This is a genomic window from Micromonospora sp. NPDC005254 (assembly GCF_042872525.1).
Classification (GTDB): Bacteria; Actinomycetota; Actinomycetes; order Mycobacteriales; family Micromonosporaceae; genus Micromonospora.
Map to the genome: position 1 here is coordinate 1 of NZ_JBIAKM010000013.1, position 22,123 is coordinate 22,123.

Below are 22,123 nucleotides of genomic sequence, written 5' to 3' on the forward strand. Positions count from 1 at the left end.
CCACCTCTCGTTCGATGGAAACTGCGGTGTCCGCCCGGCCTGACATGACGGCCGACGGCGGGCGATCCAACGGTGTACGGCCCTCCCTTTCCTCTGCTACTTCTTTACCTTGCTGACGTACGGTCCGCCGGTGTTGGAGCCCCACGCGACTTCATGGCCCCCACACGTACGGCGAACAACAGCTGGAGCCCCAAAAAGAGCCTTGGCCCCACCTGCGCCCGGCTCGCATCACGCCGGGCTGTGTTCCTACTGCCTTCTTCCATAGAGGGAACGATGGATCACGTTCCGCTCCTCGCCGCCCGTCGTGATCTCACGGCCGGACAGCCCGTCTGCGTCTTGACGGATCTTTGCTCTCTCGACTCGAAGAAGAGTATGCCACACCGCAGAGGATGTCTAGTCTTCTCGGCCTAGATTTGTTGGTCGCCACCCATCAGAGTGGCTGACCTGCTGAATCTCTACGTGAGTTGTCGCAACCGCTCTCCCGAACTCTCCCTGACGGAAAGGCAGGGTCGGTGTCGGTCATCGAGGCGAAGCCGGACAGCCGCGTGGGGCGGACGAATCGCGTCCCAGGCCGCCGCTGCCGACTACCCCTGAACTGCGGTGGCGTGGTTCAGGGTCATCGGTCGTCGTCGACGACCGTAGTGAGGTCGGAGCCGGCGGCGGAGCGGGGCATGACTGGGATCAGCACCGTCGCGACCCGCGATGTGCAGGGCGCCGAGAATGATCCGGGTCGCGGCATCCATGCCGGGACGGCGGTCGGTCTGCCAGCGTCGATGCCGCCGCTGCTCGCCGTACTCGGTCCGGCCCGTACCCAGCACGGGGCCGGGCCCGGCGCGGAGAGTGGTCCTCCACGCCGGGCCGTCGCAGCCGGAATCAGCTGGCCGCGCAGATGACCGTCGCCGGGCCGGTGCCGGTGCCCTGGAAGCCGAAGTTGGTCGACTGCCCGGCGCCGACGTGTCCGTTGTAGCCCACGTTGGTGAACCGGACGGTTCCGCTGGTGCCGCTGGCCTGGGCGTTCCAGGTGCCGGTGATCGCGGCGCCGCTGGGCAGCGTGATCGTCGCGGTCCAGCCGTTGATGTCCGCAGAGCCGGCGGTGACCGTCACGCTCGCGGTGAATCCGCCGGACCACTGGTTGACCGCCACCGACGCGGAGCATCGGTTACCGGTCGGCGGCGGCGTGGTCGGGGGCGCGGTGGTCGGCGGGGCCGTGGTGGGCGGGGCGGTCGTCGGCGGGGCCGTGGTCGGCGGAGCCGTCGTCGGCGGGGCCGTGGTCGGCGGAGCGGTGGTCGGCGGGTTGGGCACGCCGTTGGCCAGGCTGTAGGCCAGGTCGGGCTGGAACGAACCAGCCGTGTAGCGGCAGCCGTCGGCCTCGCCCGGCGGCTTCACCCAAAGGTACGCGTCGATGTTGCTGTCGCCGGTGTTGGTGGTCGGGTACGTCCCGATGCGCCGGTCGGTGTTGTCGTCGCCGCACCAGTCCCCGCTGGCGCCGCCGTTGCGGCTGGTGTCGATGACCTGGCGCTTGCCCGAGATGCCCATGCCGTTGAGGGCGGAGATCACCGAGCGGCCGAAGTTCGCCTCGCCGGAGGTGGAGTTGAAGTTCGACACGTTGGTGAAGAAACCGTCGGCGTACTGCACGCCGGCCGCGCGGAGCCGGTTGGCCGTCTCACCCGCGCTGTTCCAGGTGGAGTGGCCGCCGTCGAGGTACACCTTGGCGTTGGGGTTGGCCGACTTGATGGTCCGGGTGGCCGTCGTGATCGCCTGGTTGCGTGCGCTGATCTCACCGCTGCTCAGGCACGTCTGCAGGGCGAGCGAGTCGGTTTCCAGGATGATCAGGACCGTCTGGTTGCCGAGTCCTCTGGCGAAGTTGGAGACCCACGTCTGGTACTGGTTGAGGTCAGGGGCGCCACCCGCGCTGGCCCCGCCGCAGTCCCGGTTGGTGATCTCGTAGACCGCCAGCACCGGGATCTGCTGGGCCGCGTTGGCGGCGCCGACGAACCCGGAGACCTCGGACTGCACGGTCGACGGGTTGAAGTTGGCGAACCAGCGGGCCTGCGGCTGACTGGCGATCTTGTCGCGGATGACGGCGGCACGCGAGTCGCCGGGGTTGGCGGCGACCCAGCGGACGACGGCCGAACTCGGGTCGCGGTAGAGCGACCCGGACACCGTGCCGGCGGACGCGCCGCCGACGGCGTAGCAGACGCTGGCCGCGGCGGTGCCCGCGATGGCCGCCACACTGAGGGCCACCGATCTACGGCGCCGGGGGGAGAGGATAGCCACGACGTGTTTCCTCCTGATCACATTGATGTATCTAAGTTCATGGGAGCGTTCCCAAGGACGGTAGCGGAGGCGGGCGTCGCTGCCAAGAGTGCGGGCTCGTCGTTGAGGCAGCGGCCGGGTGCGTCACGGCTCGCGCAGGGCCACTGCGACGCGACAGCCGTCTCCCCCGATCAGGCGGTGGCTGGTCGGCCCGCTGTCGCTGACGACCACGAACGCGCGACGGCGGTGACCGCCTGGTGTGCGATCACCGCCGTGGCTGCGCGGCAGGTGGGAGACGATCCGTGCTGTCGTGGTGGCCGGTGCCGATCGTTTACGGCTGCAGAGCGTCCGCGGCGGGGGTCCAGGTCGACTCGTTCCCGACGTCGGCGACCGTGACCCCCTTGGCGATCTTCTCCAGCTCGGCCCGTGGCAGTCCGTTGCCAAGGCCGCTGGTGCTGACCTGGACGACGACCTTCCCGTCGGCGCTCCAGAGGTTGCAGAAGCCACCGTCTTCGGGGCCGGTGCCCTGGCGGCGCTGGTCGGACACGTTGTAGCACTTCGTCGCGCCGGGCTCCGGCGACTGGTTCGAGCTGGTGCTGGGCGTGACGAAGATGTGGAACCCGTCCTTGATGGCGCCCTCGACCGTGTCGTAGGGCGCGGTCAGGCCCGTGGTGGGCGCGGCTGGCCTGGTGTACGTCGCGCCGCCGTAGTCACCGGCACGGGCCGCGGCGATGCCGCTGAGACCGGGAAGCGCGTGGGTGCCGATCTGCAGCGGCACGTAGCCGCCCGGCACGTAGCCCACCGTGAACGGCACCAGAGCCGGCGTCGGCTTGCTGGGCTTCAGGCCTTCGACCAGGCCACCCAGGTCCTCGAAGCTCGGCGTCGCCTCGTCGCTGGAGATCGACGTGACAGCCGCCCAGGCGTTGTCGGCGTACTCCCAGGCGAACAGCTTGTTGCCTGCGTCCACCTGGTTCTGCGGGTCGAGGCCGACCGGCAGCAGCGCCCGCACGGCCCTGCGCCCGGCCACGGTGACGTCCGTGCCGCCCTTGATCTTCGCGGGGTCGAAGACGCCCGGCCGGTAGACGGTCAGATACGCCCACAGGCTCGGCTTCCCCCCGGCGGCCTTCTTCTTGTCCTGCTCGGTGGCGCCGCCCAGCGCCGCGGCCTCTTCCTCGGTGAGGGGCTTGTCGTTCGAGGTGTGGCCGTCGGAGTAGACCGAGGCGATCTGGTAGGCGGTGGACGCGACGATCGGGTCCTGCACGTGCAGGGTGCCGGCGTCGTACCCCTGAAAGGTGAAGGTGAACGGCACGGCGTCGGACCACGTGGCCTCGGCGACCTTGGACGTCGCCGCGCCGACCGGGGCCGGCGAATTCTGCTCGGCGCCCAGGGTGGGCAGCACGAACGCGCCGGCGACCGCGACCACGACGAGACCGGCCACGCCGGCCGACGCGAACCCGGCCCGGCGACGCCGCTCGGCCCGCCGCCCTGCCACGATGATGTCGTCCGCGGTGCGGGCCATCGGCGGCTCTTCGCCCGTCACGGCGTCCACGAACTCATGCAACTGCATTGGTCCACTCCTCAATCGACTTTCCGGTGAGATTGATGCGTTCGCCGGCTAGTGACACGCGCAGCTTCGCCAGGCCACGGGAGACCTGACTCTTGGCTGTGCCGACCGTGCAGTCGAGGACGCCGGCCGTGTCCTCCAGGCTCAGACCCAGGTAGTGCCGGAGCACCACCGCGGCCCGCTGCCGGGGCGGAACGGCGTCGAGGGCCGCCCGCAGGCGCATCCGCTCGTCGGTCGCGCCGGTCGGGTCCCGCAGCGCGACGTCCGGCATGGCGTCGCCAGCCGCCCGCTCGCGCCGCCAGGGCCGGCGGGTCTCGTCGACCGCGGCCCGATAGACCATCGTCTTGACGTAGAGATCGGGTCGGTCCAGCTTCCTCCAGCGGGGGTAGAGCTTGACCAACGCGTTGGCCACGGCGTCCTCTGCCGTGTGCCAGTCGCCGCAGGTCACGTACGCCAGCTTGCGCAGCGACGCCATCTCCGACGTCACGAACTCACGGAATGCCTGCTCGTCTTCGGCTCTCAAGTCGACTGCCTCCTCGTGACGGAGGTAGAACGGATCCGGTCGCCCGGGAAGTTGCACGCCCGGAGGAGTAGTTGTGCGATCACCATTCGTGACGCGTCTCAGCGCGGGCCTCCGCCGCCTGCGCGCGGCCTTTTCCTCGGCCGCTGCCGGGCGACGGTGTTGGCGCCGGTGACCGACCGCGGCGAGGCGATCGGCCTGCTCGAGATGGTCCTGCCGAACGAGCCGGATCCGCGGGAGCTGGAGGAGATCGGCCGCACGGCGCACGTGTTGGCGTTCGTGGTGATCGCCAACCGGCGGCACACCGACCTTTTCGAGTGGGGGCAACGCACGACCCCGTTCACCCTGTCGGGAGAGATCCAACGCCGCCTGCTGCCCGGCTCGTTCACGTGTGAGGCCAGCGCGTTCACCCTGTCCGGCTGGCTGGAGCCCGCCGCGAGCGTCGGCGGGGACACCTTCGACTACAGCCTCGCCCGCGACGTGCTGCACTTCAGCGTCACCGACGCGATGGGTCACGGGGTGGCCAGCGCGCTGACGGCCACCCTGGGGGTGGGCAGTCTGCGCAACGGTCGACGTCGCGGGGTGGGCCTGGTGGAGCAGGCCGAGGCCGCGAATGCCGAGGTGGCCGAACACACCGCCGTGCCCGGCAGTTTCGTCACCGCGCTACTGGGCCGTCTCGACCTGCGCACGGGCGTGTGCGCGCTGCTCAACGCCGGGCACATCCCGCCGATGCTGGTACGCGACGGGGACACCCGCATGCTGTCGCTGCCGGGCAACTTCCCGCTGGGAATGTTCGCCGAGGCCACGTACTGCGCCGGCGACGTCGCGCTGCGCCCCGGCGACCGTGTGGTGGTGGGCACCGACGGAGTGCGGGAACGCAACGCGGCCAGCCTGGATCTGCCGGCCATGTTGCGCTCGATCGCCGGTCTGCACCCCCGCGAGGCCGTCCGGGCGTTGGCCGACGCCGTGCTGGAGGTCAGCGGACCGACGCTCGCCGATGACGCCACCCTGTTCGTCGTCGACTGGCACGGCGGACACAGCGAGGACCGGCGGACCAGCGCTGGCGCCGACCAGGAACGCGCCAGCGCCGGGTGAACTAGCGGCCGGTCGCGTCGGCGGGACGGAGATCCGCTTCAGCCGCCGGCACGCTGTCGTAGATGCCGATGACCCGATCCACCGATGTGATCGACAGGACACTGCGTACGGCGGGCTGCACCGCGGCCAGGCACAACCGACCCCCGACATCCCGTAACGCCTTGAACATCACCACCAGCGCGCCCAGCCCGCTGGAGTCCATGAATCCCACCCCGGCCAGGTCCACCACCACCAGGCGCTCCCCGGCATCAGCCAACCCTTGCAGGCCTTCGCGCAACTGTGGGGACGTCGCCATGTCCAGCTCGCCGCGCACCTCGAGCACCGTGCAGCCGCGGCCCGGCCGGACCGACAACAGCAAATCCACTACAACCTCCCCACGCCGCTGACCTCCCCCTTACCCTATTTCGCCGAGGGGCGAACCGCCGTCGGCCATCGGCGGCCGTGGACCGCCCCTGACCAGCGCACTCGCCGACACGGCCGCCGTCGTTCCCGACGCACCAGGCCAGGTGCTGCTCCGCATCACCGAACACCTCGCCGACGTACGAGCAGCCCCGCACCGCTGACCGGACGCCCCGGGCCGCAACCCGTTGGACACGGCATTGACATATTTCACTGTCGGATCTAGCGTCGGAGCGAATCGATTCGACCGCGGGCCGGGCATCTCCAGCATTCTCCGACGGCCGGTCGTGTGGTGTTCGGGCGAACAATGTGGCCACCGACGATTCAACGACCAACTGGTCCCGCATGGGCGGCGAGACCAGTGGCGGGTACCTGTGGCGACGAGCCGGGCGTCGGCGTGGGCACATCGCGTCTTCCCGCGGTTCCTCGGCGACGAGCGGTGTCGGCGGGGTGACCAGGAGTGGTCGTCGCGCGCCCCTTCACCTGAATCAGTTCGTGCCGAATGGCGGGAGCCCCCTCATGACAAGACGTAGACCCCTCCTTGGTTCTCTTGCGACGGCCGCGCTCGTCGTCGCGACCGTGGGCGTGGCGGGAATGACCGGCGGCCTGAGCGCCACCGCGTCGGCCGCGAACGTCACAGCGGCCGCCGCGACCGCCGGGTGCGGCAAAGCGCCCACGTTGACCAGCGGTTCACGCTCCATCCAGAGCAGCGGCCAGAACCGTAGCTTCATCCTGAGGATCCCCGACAACTACGACCGGAACCACCCGTACCGGTTGATCTTCGGATTCCACTGGAACGGCGGCACCGCCAACGACGTCGACGGCGGCGGCTCGGACGGCGCGGCCTGGTCGTACTACGGACTGCGGCAGCAGGCGAACAACAGCACCATCTTCGTGGCCCCGCAGGGCAACGGTAACGGCTGGGCCAACCCCGGCGGCCAGGACGTCACCTTCGTCGACAACATGATCAGCCTGATCGAGGCCGACCTCTGTGTCGACACGACGCAACTCTTCGCGCTCGGCTTCAGCTACGGCGGAGGCATGAGCTATTCGCTGGCCTGTTCGCGAGCGGGTGTCTTCCGCGCTGTAGCGGTCTACTCCGGCGGGCAGCTCAGCGGGTGCAGCGGCGGCACCCAGCCGATCGCGTACATGGGAATCCATGGCATCGGGGACCCGGTGCTCAACATCTCCGCCGGACGGTCCCTGCGTGACACGTTCGTGCGGAACAACGGCTGCACCCCACAGAGCCCGCCCGAGCCGAGAGCGGGCAGCCTGACCCACATCACCACCACCTACTCCGGATGCCGTGCCGGCTATCCCGTGGTGTGGGCCGCCTTCGACGGCGGGCACACCCCCGGCCCGGTGGACGGCGGCGGGGACAGCGGCGCCAGGACCTGGACCAAGGGCGAGGTGTGGAGGTTCTTCACCCAGTTCGGCAGCACCGATCCGACGCCGAGCCCGACCGCGTCACCCACCGGCGGTCCGACCACCCCGCCTCCGAGCGGCACGTCGGCCCTGCGCAACACCGCCTCCGGGCGGTGCCTGGACGTCAACGGCGCCTCGCAGGCCAACGGCACGGCGGCGATCATCTGGGACTGCCACGGCCAGAGCAACCAGAGCTGGACCTCGACGGCCGCTCAGGAGCTGCGCGTCTTCGGCGGCAAGTGTCTCGACGTCAACGGCGCCGCCACCGCGAACGGCAGCTCGGTGATCATCTGGGACTGCAACGGCCAGTCCAACCAGCGGTGGCGGCTCAACGCCGACGGCTCGATCACCGGAGTGGGTTCGGGCCGGTGCCTGGACGTGGTCGGCAACGGTACGGCCAACGGCACGCGCATCCAGATCTGGGACTGCAACGGCGGGGCCAACCAACGATGGAGCCGGAGCTGAGCCCGGCGGACACCTCGGGGACGCACCGATAGAAATCGCTGCGCCCACCACGGGGCCGGGGGGGGGGGGGGGGGGGGGGGGGGGGGGGGGGGCGCGGGCGCCCCCCCCCCCCGGGGGGGGGGGGGCCCGCGGCGGGGGGGGGGGGGGGGGTTGTGGGGGGGGGCGGCCCCGCGCCCCCCCCGCCCCCCCCACCCCCCCCCCCCCCCCCCCCCCCCCGGGGGGGCGCCCGCCCCCCCCCCCCCCCCGCCCCCCCCCCCCCCCCCCCCCCCGCCCTGCCGGTGAACGCTCGACGCAGCATTCATCGAACCTTTTGTGAGGCTCCGACGATCCCGCCGCCCAAGATCGCGGCATTTGTGGTTGGTCGTTGCCGTTGACCGCCGACCGATGCGGTGCCTAACATACGACGTCTGCTTATTAATGATCTTCGATAAGAGGCCTCCGCGGTACGACAGTTCGACACCTGCCGTACGGCTTCGGGGTCGAAAGCGGTTGGGGAGGCGAGTCAGATGTTCGGTAGAGGGAGTCATCGGCGCAGCACTGGCGAGGGCGGGCCGCGCCGCTGGTCATGGCGAAGCACGCGACGTCCGCGTCGGCTGACCGCTTCGGCGCTGGGAGGGGTGGTCCTGGCGGCGGCCGTGCTGACCGGGTTCGCCTCCCCCGCCCAGGCGGCAACCGCCATCACGATCAACGGCGGATCCGGTGGACGGGCGCTCGACGGGATCGGCGCGGTCAGTGGCGGTGGCGGCAACAGCAGGTTGCTGATCGACTACCCGGAGCCCCAGCGCAGTGACATCCTGGACTACCTGTTCAAGCCGGGCCGCGGCGCCGCCATGCAGCTGCTGAAGACGGAGATCGGCGGGGACACGAACTCGACCTCCGGGGCGGAGCCCAGCCACGAGCACACCCGGGGCGCCATCAACTGCAACCGGGGCTACGAGTGGTGGCTGATGGAGCAGGCGCGGGCACGCAACGCCAACATCGCCCTGGCGGGCCTGGCCTGGGGAGCGCCGGGCTGGATCGGGAACGGCAACTTCTGGTCCAACGACTCGATCGACTACCTGGTGGCCTGGCTGGACTGCGCGGCCACCCACGGGCTGACCATCAACTACCTCGGCGGGTGGAACGAGAAGGGCTACAACGCCACCTGGTACAAGAACCTGCGCTCGGCTCTCAACTCCCGCGGCTACAGCAGCGTGAAGATCGTCGCCTCGGACGACTTCGGCTGGGCCGCCGCCGACGAATCGCTGCGGGATCCGGCGTTCGCCAACGCCGTACAGGTCTTCGGCAGCCACTACGTCTGCGGATACCGCAGCGCCCAGTCCAGCTGCCCCAGCTCCAGCAACGCGGCGTCCACCGGCAAGTCGCTCTGGGCCAGCGAGAACGGCTCCGACGACTACAACGCCGGCGCGCAGGCCCTCGCCCGCGGCATCAACCGCGGCTACATCGACGGCAAGATGACCGGTTACATCAACTGGCCCGCCATCGCCGCCATCACGCCCAACATCCCCTGGGCGACCACGGGTGTGGCGGTGGCGCAGCAGCCCTGGTCCGGTGCCTACTCCATCGGCAAGAGCACGTGGGTGATGGCGCAGACCACGCAGTTCACCGCCCCGGGCTGGCGCTACCTCGACGGATCGACCGGCTACCTCGGCGGCAACCGCAACAACGGCAGCTACGTGTCGCTGAAGTCCACCAACAACAGCGACTACAGCACCATCATCGAGACGATGGACGCCGGCTCAGCGCAGACCCTCGACTTCACCGTCACCGGCGGGCTGTCCACCGGCGCCGTGCACGTCTGGTCGACGAACGTCCGGTCGAACAACACCGCCGACCACTTCGTCAGGGGCAGCGACATCACGCCGAGCGGCGGGCGTTTCTCGCTCACCGTCCAGCCCGGCTACGTCTACAGCATCACCACCACCACCGGGCAGGGTAAGAGCACGGCGGCCAGCCCGGCGGCGGGCAACCTGAAGCTGCCGTACAACGACACCTTCGACAGCTACGCCGTCGGGCGCGAGGCGAAGTACCTGATGGACCAGCAGGGCTCGTTCGAGATCGCCGGCTGCGGGGGTGGTCGCGCAGGCCAGTGCGTACGCCAGATGTCGGAGCAGACGCCGATCTTCTGGACGTCCGGCCAGGCCGAGCCGTACACGCTGCTGGGTGACCTGTCGTGGCGCAACTACACGGTCTCCTCGGACGTCATGCTGGAGAAGTCCGGCTACGCGCAGCTCATCGGACGCGCCAACACGTACAACCACCAGGGCCCGCAGAACCTCAACGGGTACTACTTCCGGGTGACCGACGGTGGCGCGTGGTCCATCCGGAGCAACAACACCAGCGGCAACTGGCGCACGCTGGCCAGCGGAAACACCTCCGCGCTGGGCACCGGGCGCTGGCACACCCTGTCGCTGACGCTCAACGGGAGCACCCTCACCGCGGCGATCGACGGCACCACCGTCGGAACGGTCTCCGACTCGACCTGGGTCGCCGGCCAGATCGGGTACGGCACGGGTCAGGGAGTCACCGCCCAGTTCGACAACCTCTCCATCACGCCGGTCGGCAACTCCGGTGAGCCGGGCGCGACCGGAGCGATCCGCGGCGCTGGCTCCAACCGGTGCCTGGACGTCAACGGGGCCAGCCAGGCCGACGGTTCGGTGGTGCAGATCTGGGACTGCAACGGCGGCGCCAACCAGCAGTGGACGCTCACCACGAGCAACCAACTGACCGTCTACGGCAACAAGTGCCTCGACGTACCGGGCACCGCCGCGGGGACCCGTGCGCGGATCTTGACCTGCAACGGCGGTAGCGGCCAACAGTGGCGGGTCAACGCCGACGGCACGATCACCGGGGTCGGATCGGGGCTCTGCCTGGACGTCAACGGCGCGGGCACCGCCAACGGCACCGCCGTCCAGATCTGGACCTGCACCGGTGGCAGCAATCAGCAGTGGATTCGCGGCTGAGCGGTAGGAGTCCGCACGAGGACCCGTACCCGATTCGCGACGGCCGGCCGCTCAACTGAGCGGCCGGCCGCCGTCCGTGCGGACAGCCGCCGCGCGGACTCCACGTCCGAGGGTCAGGACGTATCGTGTGGTGGCCGCGCCCCCGGTGTCACCCCCGAGGCGGCCGGCAGCCGTCACACGGGGAGGTCTGATGGCGCAGTTTCCCAGCGGCGACTTCGGCGCGGCGACCGAGCGGTTCGTCGCCTCCTGGTCGGCGGGCATCTCCGAGCGGGCCGCCCGGGCGCAGGAATTGTCCGAGCGGGTGGCGGCGCTGTCGGCGACCGCCGACGGTGCGGACGGCGCGGTCCAGGTGACCGTCGCCGCGTCCGGTGCCATGACCGACCTTCGACTCGACGACCGGGTGTTGCGGTGGCGGGCGGACGAGATCGCCGCCGAGGTGCTGGCGGTGATGCGCCGGGCGCAGGGGCGCCTGGCACCGCAGGTGGCGGAGGCCGCGGCGGAGACCGTCGGCGCCGATTCCGCACGTTCGCCCAGCACACCAACCGGCGGGTGGCCGAGTTCCGTTGGCAGCCGGGCCAGGCGGTGTCGCTGACCATCGTCGACCCCGAGTGGGGCGCGCTCGCACAGGACTTCTACGACAACGGTGTGCCGGTCGGCGCGGAGCGGGCGCCGCCGGAGGCCGGTCCGGACTTCATGCGCGCCCTGCTGCAACGCTTCCGGATGAGCTACTACAAGTTCGTGGACGAGAGCGGCTGAGCCGCCGCCGCACCGGTACGACAGCCGCTGCCTGAGCATCGGTACGCTGCACGGCGGCTTCGCGGTCTTCCCCGTACTCTGGCGACCGTCAGCGGGCGGCGGACCATGAGCCATCCGACGAAGTCGTACAGGAGAGGGGCGACCACGGCATGACGGCGGTATCGGGCCAGCGGTCGACTGCGGTGAGTGCCGGGGAGACGGCCGAGGAGGATCTGCGGGCGCTGTTCGGGCAGTCCATCGCCGTTTTCGCGTCGCTCGTGGGGCCGACGCATGTGGTGGAGACGGCGAACCCGGCGTTCTTCGCCACCATCGGTGAGGAACGGGCGCGCACCGGGGTCCCGATCGCCGAGCTGATGCCCGAGTTGGCCGGTCAGGGCTTCGTCGCTCTGCTGGACGAGGTCTACCGCACGGGTGAGCCCTACACCGGTCGGGACGCCCGGGTCGTGCTGGGGACCGGTCCGCACGCGCGGGAGGCGTTCTTCGACTTTACCTACGAGCCACGCCGCGACGCCAGCGGCACCGTGACCGGGATCCGCGTGATCGGTGTGGAGACCACGCAGGTCAAGCACGCCCAGCGGTTGATGGCCGAACACCGCGCCATGCTGGAGCAGATCGCCCGCCAGGCGCCCCTGGCCGAGGTGCTCGACGGAATGGCCCGCTGCATCGAAAACCTGGCGCCGGAGCAGGTGCTCGTCTCCGTGCTGCTCGCCGATCCGGACGGCCGGCATCTGCGCCACGGCGCCGCACCGAGCCTGCCCGAGTTCTACAACCAGGCCATCGACGGGATCGCCACCGGCGAGGGCGTCGGCTCGTGCGGCACCGCCGCGCACCGGCGGGAACCAGTCATCGTCACCGACATCGCCAACGACCCGTTCTGGGACGACTTCCGCGACCTGGCCGAGCGGGCCGGCCTCGCCGCCTGCTGGTCGATGCCGATCCTGGCCCGCGACGGCAGCCTGTTGGGCACCTTCGCCATGTACCACCGCACCCCGCGTGTCCCGCAGGACGCCGATCTCGCTCTGGCCCGGGTCTTCGCCGACACCGCGGCCCTGGCCATCGAACGCCACCACGTCGAGCAGGCGAAGACGGCCGCCGAAGCACGCGCCAAGGCCGCGCATGAGGAGCTGGCCAAGGCGGTACGCGCGGAGCGGCAGCTGCGCGCCGAGGCCGAGCAGCGCGCCACCGCCGCCGCGGAACTCGCCGACCGGATGCGCGCCGCCGCGGCCGCACAGGCCGCCCGACCGCACCCCGAGCACTGCCAGCTCGGCGGCGACCAGGGGTGCGCCGCACCAGCGAAGATCAAGATCGCCGATTCGTGGGGTGATGCGGCGTGGGGCTGCGAGGCCCACGTCGAGGAGGCCATCCTCAACGTGCGGTCGGTGTTCATCGCGAGCGAGGAGCTCGGCGGCCTGGCCGCCTACCTGAACCGCTGACCACCGGGGCACGCCAGCGACGACGCGCGACGCGTTGCGGTCAGGCCGCGACGGCCGCCCGGACGTCATCGTCGGCGGCGCGCAGCCGTACAGCGGCCTCCTCGGCCGTGCAGTGGGCGAGCAGCAGCACGATGGCCGTCTTGGCGTGCCCGTGCGCCGCCGCGAGCGCCCGCGCGGCCGTGTCGAGGTCGGTGTCGGCGGCCTCGGCGACGATCCGGCGTGCCCGGTCGACGAGCTTGGCGTTGGTGGCGTTCATGTCCACCATGAGGTTGCCGTAGACCTTGCCGAGCCGGGCCATCGTGGCGGTCGAGAGCATGTTGCAGACGAGCTTCTCGGCGGTGCCGGCCTTGAGCCGGGTGGAGCCGGTGAGCACCTCGGGGCCGGTGGGCACCTCGATGGCGACGTCGGCGTGCCGGCTGATCACGGCGTCGGTGTTGCAGGCCACGGAGACGGTCGCCGCGCCGCGCGCGCGGGCGTGATCCAACCCGCCGACCACGTACGGGGTACGGCCGCTGGCGGCGAGCCCGACCACCGTGTCGCGGGCGGTCAGGCCGACCGCGTCGAGGTCGGCGACGGCGCGGGTCGGGTCGTCCTCGGCGCCCTCGACGGCGACGCCGAACGCTCGTGCCCCTCCGGCGAGCAGACCGATGACCCGGTCGGGCGTCGTACCGAAGGTGGGTGGGATCTCGACGGCGTCGAGCATGCCGATCCGGCCGCTGGTGCCCGCGCCGAGGTAGATCAGCCGTCCGCCCTGGCGTAGCGACGCCACGATGACGTCGACGGCGGCGGCGATGTCCGGCACGGCCCGACGGACGGCGTCGGCGACCGAGCGGTCCTCGTCGTTCATCGCGAGAAGCAACTCGGTGGGAGACATTCGGTCGAGGTCGCTGGTCTTGTCGTTGCGGGTCTCGGTGCCGAGGGTGCTGAGGTCCATCCGGTGTTCGTTCCTCTCGCTGATGTTCAGCCGCCGAGTGCCACCGGGCGCGTCCTGCTGGGCCAACGCACCCTCTATCAGCAGGCTGAAACCACAGCGTAACCAGCCCGGATGGGCGCTGGCAAAAAGTTTCGCGTTAGTGTGGGCCAACGTCACTTATTGACAACCCGCTGGGTGGGGAGTGAACCGTGCGCCAACTCGACCTTGTCGTGATCGTGCTGTACCTCGTGGTGATCGCCTTCGTCGGACTGCGCCTGTCCGGCAAGCAGAAATCCGCCAAGGACTACTTCGTGGGCGAGGGCCGGCTGCCGTGGTGGACCGTCTCGTTCTCCGTGGTCGCCACCGAGACCAGCGTCCTGACCGTGATCAGCGTGCCGGGTGGCGCCTACAGCGGTCAGGGGTTCGGCAACGTCGAGCTGGCCCTGGGCTACGTCATCGGTCGCGTCGTCGTGGCCACGGTGCTCATCCCGCTCTACAAACGGGGTGGGTTCGTCAGCGCCTACCAGTACCTCGGTGAGCGGTTTGGCCTGAAACTTCAGGGTCTGGCGTCGGTCACGTTCGTCTTCACCCGCCTGCTCGCCGAGGGTGTCCGCCTGTTCGCCTCGGCCATCCCCATCAAGCTGCTCCTCGACGAGTTCGGCCTGCACGTCGGCTACCAGGCCATCATCGTGGTCCTCACGCTCATCACGGTGGTCTACACCTACCTCGGCGGCATCAAGGCGGTCATCTGGACCGACGCCATCCAGATGGGGCTGTACCTGGGCGGGGCGATCCTGGCCATCGCGGTGCTCAGCCACGCCGTCGGCTTCGACGGCTACTCGCAGGCGCTGGACGCCGGCAAGTTCCAGCTCTTCGACACCAACTTCACCCTCGCGCACGTGCTCACCAGCCCGTTCGCCCTGCCGACCGCGATCATCGGTGGTGCCATCTTCGCGATGGCCAGCCACGGGTCGGACCAGCTGATCGTCCAGCGCATCCTGTCCACCCGCACGCTGCGCGACGGGCAGAAGGCGATGATCTCCTCGGGCGTCTTCGTGGTCATCCAGTTCGCCGCGTTCTCCCTGGTCGGCGCGCTGCTGTGGTCGTACAACAAGGGTCAGACCTTCAAGGAACTCGGCCTGGCCAGCAGCGACAACCTCTACCCGAGCTTCATCCTGCACGCCCTGCCGGTCGGCATCTCAGGTCTGCTGGTGGCCGGCATCCTCGGCGCCGCGATGGGTTCGCTGTCGTCGGCGTTGAACTCGATGTCGAACTCCACCGTCGCCGACTTCATCCACAGCTTCTCGCGCAAGGTCCCGTCCGACGACGCGATGCTCCGGCTCGCCCGGGTGATGACCCTGGTCTGGGCGGTGCTGATGGCGATCTTCGCCTGCGCGTTCAGCTCCAGCACCGGAAACGTCTACCTGACCGGTCTGACCATCGCGGGCTACACCTACGGGGCGCTGCTCGGGGCCTTCCTGCTCGGCCGTCTGGTCAAGCGGGCCAACCAGGTCGACGCCTTCATCGCCTTCCTCGTCACCGTGGCGGTGATGACCTACATCGTCCGCTTCGTCAAGATCGATGTGACGACGGCGGGTACCACCACCGCGACCGCCATCGCCGCGCAGTGGCTGGTGCCGATCGGCGTCCTGATCACCCTGGTCGTCGGCGCGGTGTCGAGCCGGTTCCACCCGGCCCCGGAGACGCCGTACGACCATGGACGACGCGACGAGGTCGACGACGACGCCGCGACGGCACCCGCCGGCCGGGCGTGAAGGAGGACGCGATGCGCGTGATCGGCCTGATGTCCGGAACCTCCTACGACGGCATCGAAGCCGCCGCAGCCGAGTTCGACCTGAGCGGCGACAACCTGCGGATGCGACCGCTGGGCCGGCTCAGCCACCCGTACCCCGAGCAGCTGCGCGCCCGGATCGCCGCGGCCCTGCCACCCGCGACGACCACCACCGAGGCGATCTGCGTGCTGGACACCGGCATCGGCCAGACCTTCGCCGAGGCGGGCGTGCGGGCGGTCGCGGAACTGTGCCGCGGCCGGGCCGACCTGGTCGTCTCCCACGGCCAGACCATGCACCACTGGGTCGAGGCGGGTACGGTCCGCGGCACCCTCCAGCTCGGTCAGCCGGCCTGGATCGCGGAGGCCACCGGCCTTCCGGTCGTGGCCGACCTGCGCAGCCGCGACGTCGCCGCCGGTGGCCAGGGCGCACCCCTGGTCGCCCTGTTCGACGCGCTGCTGCTGCGCGGCCTGCCCGGCGTCCCCGCCGCGCTGAACCTGGGCGGCATCGCCAACATCACCGTCGTCGCGCGGGACGCGGATCCCCTCGCGTTCGACACCGGGCCGGCCAACGCGCTCCTCGACGCCGCCGTCCGCCACTTCAGCGGCGGCGTCGAGGAGTACGACCGGGACGGGCGCGGCGCGGCAGCCGGGCAGGTCAACCCGGTCCTGCTGCGGCGGCTGCTCGACGAGCCGTACTACCGGCAGCCCGGCCCGAAGAGCACCGGCAAGGAGCTGTTCCACCTGCCGTACCTGCTCGCCGCCCTCGCCGACGCCCCCACGCCGGAGCCGAACGACGTGCTGGCCACGCTCACCCGGCTGACGGCGGTCACGGTGGCCGACGCCTGCCGCGAGCACGGCGTCACCCGCCTCGTCGTCTCCGGCGGCGGCGCGCACAACCCGACGCTGCTGCGGATGATCAGCGACGAGCTGCCGGACGTCCACCTGACGTCCAGCGACGAGGTGGGTGTCGCGTCCGACGCCAAGGAGGCACTGGCCTTCGCGCTGCTGGGCTACCTGACCGTGCACGGGCTGCCGGGCACCCTGCCCTCGGGCACCGGCGCACGGCACGCCTCGGTGCTCGGCAGCATCACCCCCGGCCGCCAACCGCTGCAGCTGCCGGCGCCGGTCGACACCGCCCCCGAGCGGATGCTGATCGTCGCCGACTGACCACCCCTTCCCGGGAGGATTCGCCCATGAGCACCGTCGTTCCCGTGCCGAGCGCCGCCGGCGTCCGCGCCCGCGAGGTCGCCGAGTTGCTGCGCTCGCGCCTCGACGATCCGACCCGGGCCAGCGCCGAGCTGCCCCGGAGGCTGGCGGCGGCGCACGACGCCTCGCCGTACCTGTTCGAGCCGCAGGCCGTGGTCCGCGCGGCCTCGGCGGCCGAGGTGGGCGCGCTGATGGTCGGCGCCCGGGAGGCCGGCGTGCCGCTGACCCTGCGCGGTGGCGGCACCAGCCTCGCCGGGCAGGCCGGCGGCGCGGGCGTGCTGGTCGACGTGCGCACCGACTGGCGGCACGCCGAGGTGCTCGACGACGGCCGCCGCATCCGGCTCCAGCCGGGCCTGACGATCCGGCAGGCCAACGCCCGGCTGACCCGCTACGGCCGCCGGCTCGGACCGGATCCGGCCAGCGAGTCCGCCTGCACGGTGGGCGGCATGGTGGCCAACAACTCCAGCGGGATGACCTGCGGCACCACCGACAACGCGTACCGCACCATGGAGTCGCTGCGCTTCGTCCTCCCGTCCGGCACCGTCGTCGACTCCGCCGCGCGCGACGCCGACGACCGGCTGCGCGCCGCCGAGCCCGAGCTGCACGCCGGGCTGCTGCGCCTGCGCGACCGGGTGCGCGCGACGCCGGGGTCGCGGGCCACGATCGAGCGGCTGTTCGCCATGAAGAACACCATGGGGTACGGACTGAACTCGCTGCTCGACCACGACAGCCCGGTCGAGATGCTGGCCCACCTGATGATCGGCAGCGAGGGCACGCTCGGCTTCGTGGCCGAGGCCGTCTTCCGGACCGTCGAGATCCACCGACATGCCGCCACCGGCCTGCTGATCCTGCCCGGTCTCAGCGCCGCCACCGACGCGCTGCCCGCCCTGCTCGCCGCCGGCGCGCGTACCGCCGAACTGCTCGACGCCGCCGCGCTGCGGGTCAGCCAGCGTGACCCCGACGCGAGCCCGGCCCTGCGCGGGCTGACGGTCGTCGGGCACGCCGCGCTGCTGGTGGAGTTCGCCGAGGACACCGCGGAGCGGCTGGCCGCGACGCTGGCCGACGCCCAGCCCGTGCTCGACCGGCTGCCCGCCGTCACCGGCACCGAGCTGACCCACGACCCGCGCGAGCGGGCCAAGCTCTGGCACCTGCGCAAGGGCCTCTACACGGCGGTCGCCGGCGCCCGCCCGCCCGGCACCACGGCCCTGCTGGAGGACGTCGCCGTGCCGATGCCGCGCCTCACCGGCACCTGCGACGGGCTGATCCGCCTGTTCGAGCGGCACGGCTACCCCGACGCGGTGATCTTCGGACATGCCCGCGACGGCAACCTGCACTTCATGCTGACCCAGTCCTTCGACACACCGGCCGAGATCGACCGCTACGCCCGGTTCACTGACGACATGGTCGACCTCGTGCTCGCCGAGGGGGGAACACTCAAGGCCGAGCACGGCACCGGTCGCGCCATGGCGCCCTTCGTCCGGCGACAGTACGGCGACGAGCTGTACGACGTGATGCGCGAGCTGAAGCGGTTGTGCGACCCGGGCGGCCTGCTCAACCCCGGCGTGCTGCTCAACGACGACCCGACGGTGCACCTGCGGCAGCTCAAGGCCGTCCCGACAGTCGATGAGGAGCTGGACGCCTGCGTGGAGTGTGGCTACTGCGAACCGGTCTGCCCCACCGCCGACGTCACCACCACGCCCCGACAGCGCATCGTCCTGCAACGGCAGATCGCCCTCGCCGCGGCCGCCGGGGACGAGGAACGCCGCCGGGAGCTGACCGCCGACTACGACTACGCCGCGGTGGACAGCTGCGCCGCCGACAGCCTCTGCGTCACCGCCTGCCCGGTCGGCATCGACACCGGCGCGGCGATGAAGCGGCTGCGCGCGGAGCGGCACAGCCCACTCGCCCAGCGCACCGCCCGCGGTGTCGCCCGGCACTGGAAGGGCGCCGTGGCCGGCGTCCGGGTCGGGCTGAACGCCGCACACGCCGTGCCGACACCGCTGACCCGCGCCGCCACCGGGGTGATCCGTGCACTCGGCGCCACCGAACTCGTACCACAGTGGAGCGCCGACATGCCGCGCGCCGGCGGGCCCCGCCCCGAGCCACGCAGCGCGCCGGACGCACGGGCGGTGTTCTTCGCGGCGTGCATCGGCAGCGTCTTCGCACCGGAGGACGGCCCGTCCGGCGGCTCGGCGGCGGCGTTCCTGCGCCTGTGCGAGCTGGCGCGGGTGCCGGTGGTCGTGCCGGCCGAGACGGCGGGGCTGTGCTGCGGGACGCCCTGGCAGTCCAAGGGCTACCCCGCCGGCCACCGCGAGATGGCCGAGCGGACCCTGGCCGCGCTGTGGACGGCCAGCGACCAGGGCCGCCTGCCCATCGTGTGCGACGCGTCGTCCTGCACCCACGGGCTGACCCAGCTGACCGCCGCGCTGGCCGAAAAAGACCGGGCACGGTACGCCGCTCTGCGCTTCGTCGACAGCGTCACCTTCACCGCCGAACACCTCCTGCCGGCGCTGCCCGAACCCCGGCGGCTGGGCTCGCTGGCCCTGCACCCCACGTGCTCCACCGTGCACCTCGGCGGCATCGACGACCTGCACACCGTGGCCCGGGCGGTCGCCGACACCGTGACCGTGCCGGACAGCTGGGGATGCTGCGCGTTCGCCGGAGACCGGGGGCTGCTGCATCCGGAGGTCACCAGCGGCGCCACCGCCGCGCAGGCCGCCGAGGTCAACCAACGCGACCACGACGCGTACGCCTCCTGCAACCGCACCTGCGAGATGGGCATGAGCCGGGCCACCGGGCAGTCGTACCGGCACGTGCTCCAGGTGCTCGTCGAGGCGATCGAGCCGCCGGCCTAGCCCGTCACTGCTGCTCAGCCCGCTGCCGTCCCAGAGCGTTCAGTTCGGCAGCCCGCGCCTTTTGGATCCGGCCGGCGAGGGTCTTCACCTCCGGGCTGCCTCCGGCGGTCTGTTCGCCCCGGCACAGCACGACGGTCTGCGCGAGGTGCGCCCGGATCAGACCGACGGCCCGGGACCGCACCTCGGCCTCGGGAGCGGCGCGCAGCTCGGCGAGAGCGGCCTCGGTGACCATGCCGGGCATCTGATGCCCCGCATGGATGTTCTGTTCCGGCATGTTGCCGGCGGCCAGCAGCCTGCGCAGTTCCACCGACTCGGCCCGGTGCGCCGCCCGGATGTCGCCGAGGACGGCGCGCAGCGCAGGGTCGGCGGCCGACGGACGATCGTCGAGGGCGTCGATCAACGCGAGCGCACCCTCGTTCATCGGGAGCAGCAGCTGGATGAAGGCGTCATCGGTGCCGTTGAGCAGTACCGGCGGAGTCGGCGCGGGAGCGGCTGACGCGGGCGCGGCGGTCCGGTCGGTGCGGCCCGCATCCCGGGTCAGACCGACGGCCAGCGTCGTCGCGGCCAGCGTCGCGACGACGCCGACGATCCGCCCGGCCCGCCCGGCCCGCCCGGACAGCCTGTTCAACGCGCGGCCTGGAACGCGCGGCCGATCGCTGTCGCCGTGGTGCCGTCGCTGAACAACCCGGACCGGTCCTTGTCGGTGGCGGGGAGGCCGAACCAGGCGTATCGCTGCACGTAGGAGAGTTGGCCGAGCATGCCGGCAGCCGCGGTGAGGAAGGCCGCCTGCTGCTCCTGGCTCGGAAACTGTTGACGCCCGCCGTCGTAGCGGATCAGAGCGAACTCGGTCAGCCAGATCGGCTTCTGGTACCGCTGGTGGACGGCCTGCAGGTACTGCCGGAGCTGGTTCACCGCCGCCGCGGTCGTGAAGTCGGCGCCGTACCAGTGCAGGGTGATGAAGTCCACCCGGTGACCTCGAGCCTCGGCGCCGGTCATGAACCGGTCCAGCCAACCCTGCGGGTCCGGGCCGCCCCAGGCGACCGCCGGGCTGCCCAGCCTGCTGCCCGTCGCCATCAGTTGCGGCCACAGGTCCAGGGCCTGCTCGACTGTCATGTTCGCCTGTTCGGGCAGGTCCGGCTCGTTGAAGGTGAGCAGGTACGGCCCGGCGGCTCTGGCCCGGGCCAGCTCCGCGGCGGTGACGTTCTCCGCGCTGCGGATCATGGGTACGAACGTCGCGCCGCGCGGAGTGCTGATCCCCGGGTGCTGGGTGCCCCAGGTGTAGTACCAGCCGGCCTTCGAGCTGGCCAACGCCTGGCTCGCTCCGGCGAAGTTCCACACCCCGACGCCCTTGCGCGCGGAGCTGACCGCCGCCGGTGCGACCGGGGCCTTCGACGTGGGGCGCGCGCTCGGTGACGGCGCGCTGCTCGGGGAGGCGGACGCGGAGGCGACGGTGGTGGGCGCCGCGGGCGGCGGGACGGCCCAGGAGGGCCCGGCGGCCGGATCGTCCGGCAGCACCACCACCACCGTGGTGATCGCGAGGACCGCGGCAACCACTCCGGCGGCCAGGTAAGGAACCACACCACGGGGCGCGTGCACCGCAAGCTCGGCGACGCCCGGGGGATGCGGTCCGACGGCCGGCGCGGCGGCCGGGGGCACGGTCGCGCTCGGGACGTGGGCGCTGAGGCCGGCCGGCAGTGGCAGCATCGGCATCCCGGCGAGCAGCCTGTCGATCGGCAGGAACGTGGTGCCCAGGTGCCCGCAGAACGCGCAGTCACGGATGTGTCGGGCCAGCCGCTTGCGCCACAGCGGGCTGGGAGTGCCGTCCCACTCGGCCGCCACCGCGCGCAGGTCCGGGCAGCCAGGGCGGGCACGCAGGGCGCGGACGACGCCCCGGGCGCTCTGGATCTGCTCCTTCATCCGGTGGATGCGCACCGCGACGTGTCCCGGTGACAGACTCGCGGCCTCGGCGATCTCGGCACGCGTCAGCTCGCCGGTCTCCTCCAGCCACCAGAGCGAGAGCAGTTCCTGGTCGTCCGGGTCGAGCCAGCGGGTCGCTTCGGCGACCTCACGTCGTTGGTCGGTGAGGCCGAGCCGGAGGATCGTCATCCCGGCGAAGTCGGAGGCGGGGTCGGGCACGTTGTGGATCGCGTCGAGCCCGGCGTCCCGGTTGAGGGCGATGCGGCGACGCTGGTCCCAGTCGCGCACCTGACGGATGGTGATCGCCACGAGCCAGGACCGGTACGCCGCCGGGTCGTTGAGCGCGGGCAGGTGCCGGATCACCCGTACCAACGTCTCCTGGACCACGTCGTCGACGTCGGCGTGGCCGCGGAGCGCACGCCCGACGATGTTGTAGACCAGCGGAAGCGAGGCCGCCACGACGTCGTCGAGAGCGCGCCGGTCGCCCTGTCGAGCCGCGACGACCAGCCCGGGATCGGGTGCTGCCCGACCGGCTGACGACATGGGTCCCACTCCTCCTGCGCT

The 22,123-nt window shown here is 71.4% G+C and carries 16 protein-coding genes; 9 read left to right on the plus strand and 7 right to left on the minus strand.

The genetic code is table 11. From position 1 onward, the window contains the following. Positions 1-873 precede the first annotated feature (873 nt). The 3 genes from ACFYPR_RS30230 to ACFYPR_RS30240 all read right to left on the minus strand — a co-directional run bounded on the left by ACFYPR_RS30230 (position 874) and on the right by ACFYPR_RS30240 (position 4,343). The gene (locus ACFYPR_RS30230) at positions 874-2,244 is read right to left on the minus strand and encodes a glycoside hydrolase family 6 protein (protein WP_387185756.1); all 1,371 of its coding nucleotides are present in this window, start codon (positions 2,242-2,244) and stop codon (positions 874-876) included. Between the two features lie 343 nt (positions 2,245-2,587). Then, positions 2,588-3,823: a hypothetical protein gene (locus ACFYPR_RS30235; protein ID WP_354863014.1), complete on the minus strand. Its 1,236-nt coding sequence runs from the start codon at positions 3,821-3,823 to the stop codon at positions 2,588-2,590. Further along, positions 3,810-4,343: a SigE family RNA polymerase sigma factor gene (locus tag ACFYPR_RS30240; RefSeq protein ID WP_354863016.1), complete on the minus strand. Its 534-nt coding sequence runs from the start codon at positions 4,341-4,343 to the stop codon at positions 3,810-3,812. The genes ACFYPR_RS30235 and ACFYPR_RS30240 overlap by 14 nt, the downstream gene beginning before the upstream one ends. Positions 4,344-4,511: 168 nt before the next feature. On the opposite strand from ACFYPR_RS30240, the gene ACFYPR_RS30245 reads away from it, so the two are divergent. Further along, positions 4,512-5,435 (plus strand): PP2C family protein-serine/threonine phosphatase, encoded by a 924-nt coding sequence (locus ACFYPR_RS30245; protein ID WP_363940707.1) that lies wholly within the window; start codon positions 4,512-4,514, stop codon positions 5,433-5,435. 1 nt (position 5,436) lies between these two features. Here ACFYPR_RS30245 and ACFYPR_RS30250 read toward each other — a convergent pair whose 3' ends face one another. Continuing rightward, entirely contained in the window at positions 5,437-5,799 is a 363-nt protein-coding gene (locus ACFYPR_RS30250; protein WP_355066608.1) for an STAS domain-containing protein, read from the minus strand. Between the two features lie 554 nt (positions 5,800-6,353). Here ACFYPR_RS30250 and ACFYPR_RS30255 point away from each other — a divergent pair. The 5 genes from ACFYPR_RS30255 (at position 6,354) to ACFYPR_RS30275 (ending at position 12,876) form a co-directional block, all read left to right on the plus strand. Then, positions 6,354-7,724: a lectin gene (locus ACFYPR_RS30255; protein ID WP_354863021.1), complete on the plus strand. Its 1,371-nt coding sequence runs from the start codon at positions 6,354-6,356 to the stop codon at positions 7,722-7,724. Between the two features lie 506 nt (positions 7,725-8,230). Further along, positions 8,231-10,687, plus strand: coding sequence for a ricin-type beta-trefoil lectin domain protein (locus ACFYPR_RS30260; protein WP_387263929.1), 2,457 nt, complete (start codon positions 8,231-8,233; stop codon positions 10,685-10,687). A gap of 190 nt (positions 10,688-10,877) precedes the next feature. Next, positions 10,878-11,279 (plus strand): YbaB/EbfC family nucleoid-associated protein, encoded by a 402-nt coding sequence (locus tag ACFYPR_RS30265; protein WP_355134558.1) that lies wholly within the window; start codon positions 10,878-10,880, stop codon positions 11,277-11,279. Continuing rightward, on the plus strand, positions 11,237-11,443 hold the full coding sequence (locus ACFYPR_RS30270; RefSeq protein ID WP_387263932.1) for a hypothetical protein: 207 nt from the start codon (positions 11,237-11,239) through the stop codon (positions 11,441-11,443). Before ACFYPR_RS30265 ends, ACFYPR_RS30270 begins: the two co-directional genes overlap by 43 nt. A gap of 182 nt (positions 11,444-11,625) precedes the next feature. Then, the gene (locus tag ACFYPR_RS30275) at positions 11,626-12,876 is read left to right on the plus strand and encodes a GAF domain-containing protein (RefSeq protein ID WP_354855603.1); all 1,251 of its coding nucleotides are present in this window, start codon (positions 11,626-11,628) and stop codon (positions 12,874-12,876) included. A 40-nt stretch (positions 12,877-12,916) separates the two neighbouring features. On the opposite strand, the gene murQ is transcribed toward ACFYPR_RS30275, so the two are convergent. Next, positions 12,917-13,810: an N-acetylmuramic acid 6-phosphate etherase gene (murQ, locus tag ACFYPR_RS30280; protein WP_355134556.1), complete on the minus strand. Its 894-nt coding sequence runs from the start codon at positions 13,808-13,810 to the stop codon at positions 12,917-12,919. A 188-nt stretch (positions 13,811-13,998) separates the two neighbouring features. On the opposite strand from murQ, the gene ACFYPR_RS30285 reads away from it, so the two are divergent. From ACFYPR_RS30285 to ACFYPR_RS30295, 3 genes are read left to right on the plus strand one after another with little or no spacing between them, the layout of a single operon-like run. Then, a complete protein-coding gene (locus ACFYPR_RS30285) occupies positions 13,999-15,564 on the plus strand; it encodes a sodium:solute symporter (protein ID WP_354855601.1) in 1,566 nt (521 codons plus the stop codon). Positions 15,565-15,575: 11 nt separating this feature from the next. After that, on the plus strand, positions 15,576-16,748 hold the full coding sequence (locus tag ACFYPR_RS30290; RefSeq protein ID WP_387263936.1) for an anhydro-N-acetylmuramic acid kinase: 1,173 nt from the start codon (positions 15,576-15,578) through the stop codon (positions 16,746-16,748). A gap of 26 nt (positions 16,749-16,774) precedes the next feature. Further along, the gene (locus ACFYPR_RS30295; RefSeq protein ID WP_387263939.1) at positions 16,775-19,642 is read left to right on the plus strand and encodes an FAD-binding and (Fe-S)-binding domain-containing protein; all 2,868 of its coding nucleotides are present in this window, start codon (positions 16,775-16,777) and stop codon (positions 19,640-19,642) included. Between the two features lie 4 nt (positions 19,643-19,646). Here ACFYPR_RS30295 and ACFYPR_RS30300 read toward each other — a convergent pair whose 3' ends face one another. After that, positions 19,647-20,270, minus strand: coding sequence for a DUF305 domain-containing protein (locus ACFYPR_RS30300; RefSeq protein WP_355066617.1), 624 nt, complete (start codon positions 20,268-20,270; stop codon positions 19,647-19,649). After that, on the minus strand, positions 20,267-22,102 hold the full coding sequence (locus tag ACFYPR_RS30305) for a sigma-70 family RNA polymerase sigma factor (protein WP_355066618.1): 1,836 nt from the start codon (positions 22,100-22,102) through the stop codon (positions 20,267-20,269). The genes ACFYPR_RS30300 and ACFYPR_RS30305 overlap by 4 nt, the downstream gene beginning before the upstream one ends. Positions 22,103-22,123 lie beyond the last annotated feature (21 nt).

Bases quoted from the DNA above. Each gene is read 5' to 3' on its own strand.
- ACFYPR_RS30235 (WP_354863014.1), bottom strand. From the start codon at position 3,823: ATGCAGTTGCATGAGTTCGTGGACGCCGTGACGGGCGAAGAGCCGCCG.
- ACFYPR_RS30255 (WP_354863021.1), top strand. From the start codon at position 6,354: ATGACAAGACGTAGACCCCTCCTTGGTTCTCTTGCGACGGCCGCGCTC.
- ACFYPR_RS30260 (WP_387263929.1), top strand. From the start codon at position 8,231: ATGTTCGGTAGAGGGAGTCATCGGCGCAGCACTGGCGAGGGCGGGCCG.
- ACFYPR_RS30265 (WP_355134558.1), top strand. From the start codon at position 10,878: ATGGCGCAGTTTCCCAGCGGCGACTTCGGCGCGGCGACCGAGCGGTTC.
- murQ (WP_355134556.1), bottom strand. From the start codon at position 13,810: ATGGACCTCAGCACCCTCGGCACCGAGACCCGCAACGACAAGACCAGC.
- ACFYPR_RS30290 (WP_387263936.1), top strand. From the start codon at position 15,576: ATGCGCGTGATCGGCCTGATGTCCGGAACCTCCTACGACGGCATCGAA.
- ACFYPR_RS30295 (WP_387263939.1), top strand. From the start codon at position 16,775: ATGAGCACCGTCGTTCCCGTGCCGAGCGCCGCCGGCGTCCGCGCCCGC.
- ACFYPR_RS30305 (WP_355066618.1), bottom strand. From the start codon at position 22,102: ATGTCGTCAGCCGGTCGGGCAGCACCCGATCCCGGGCTGGTCGTCGCG.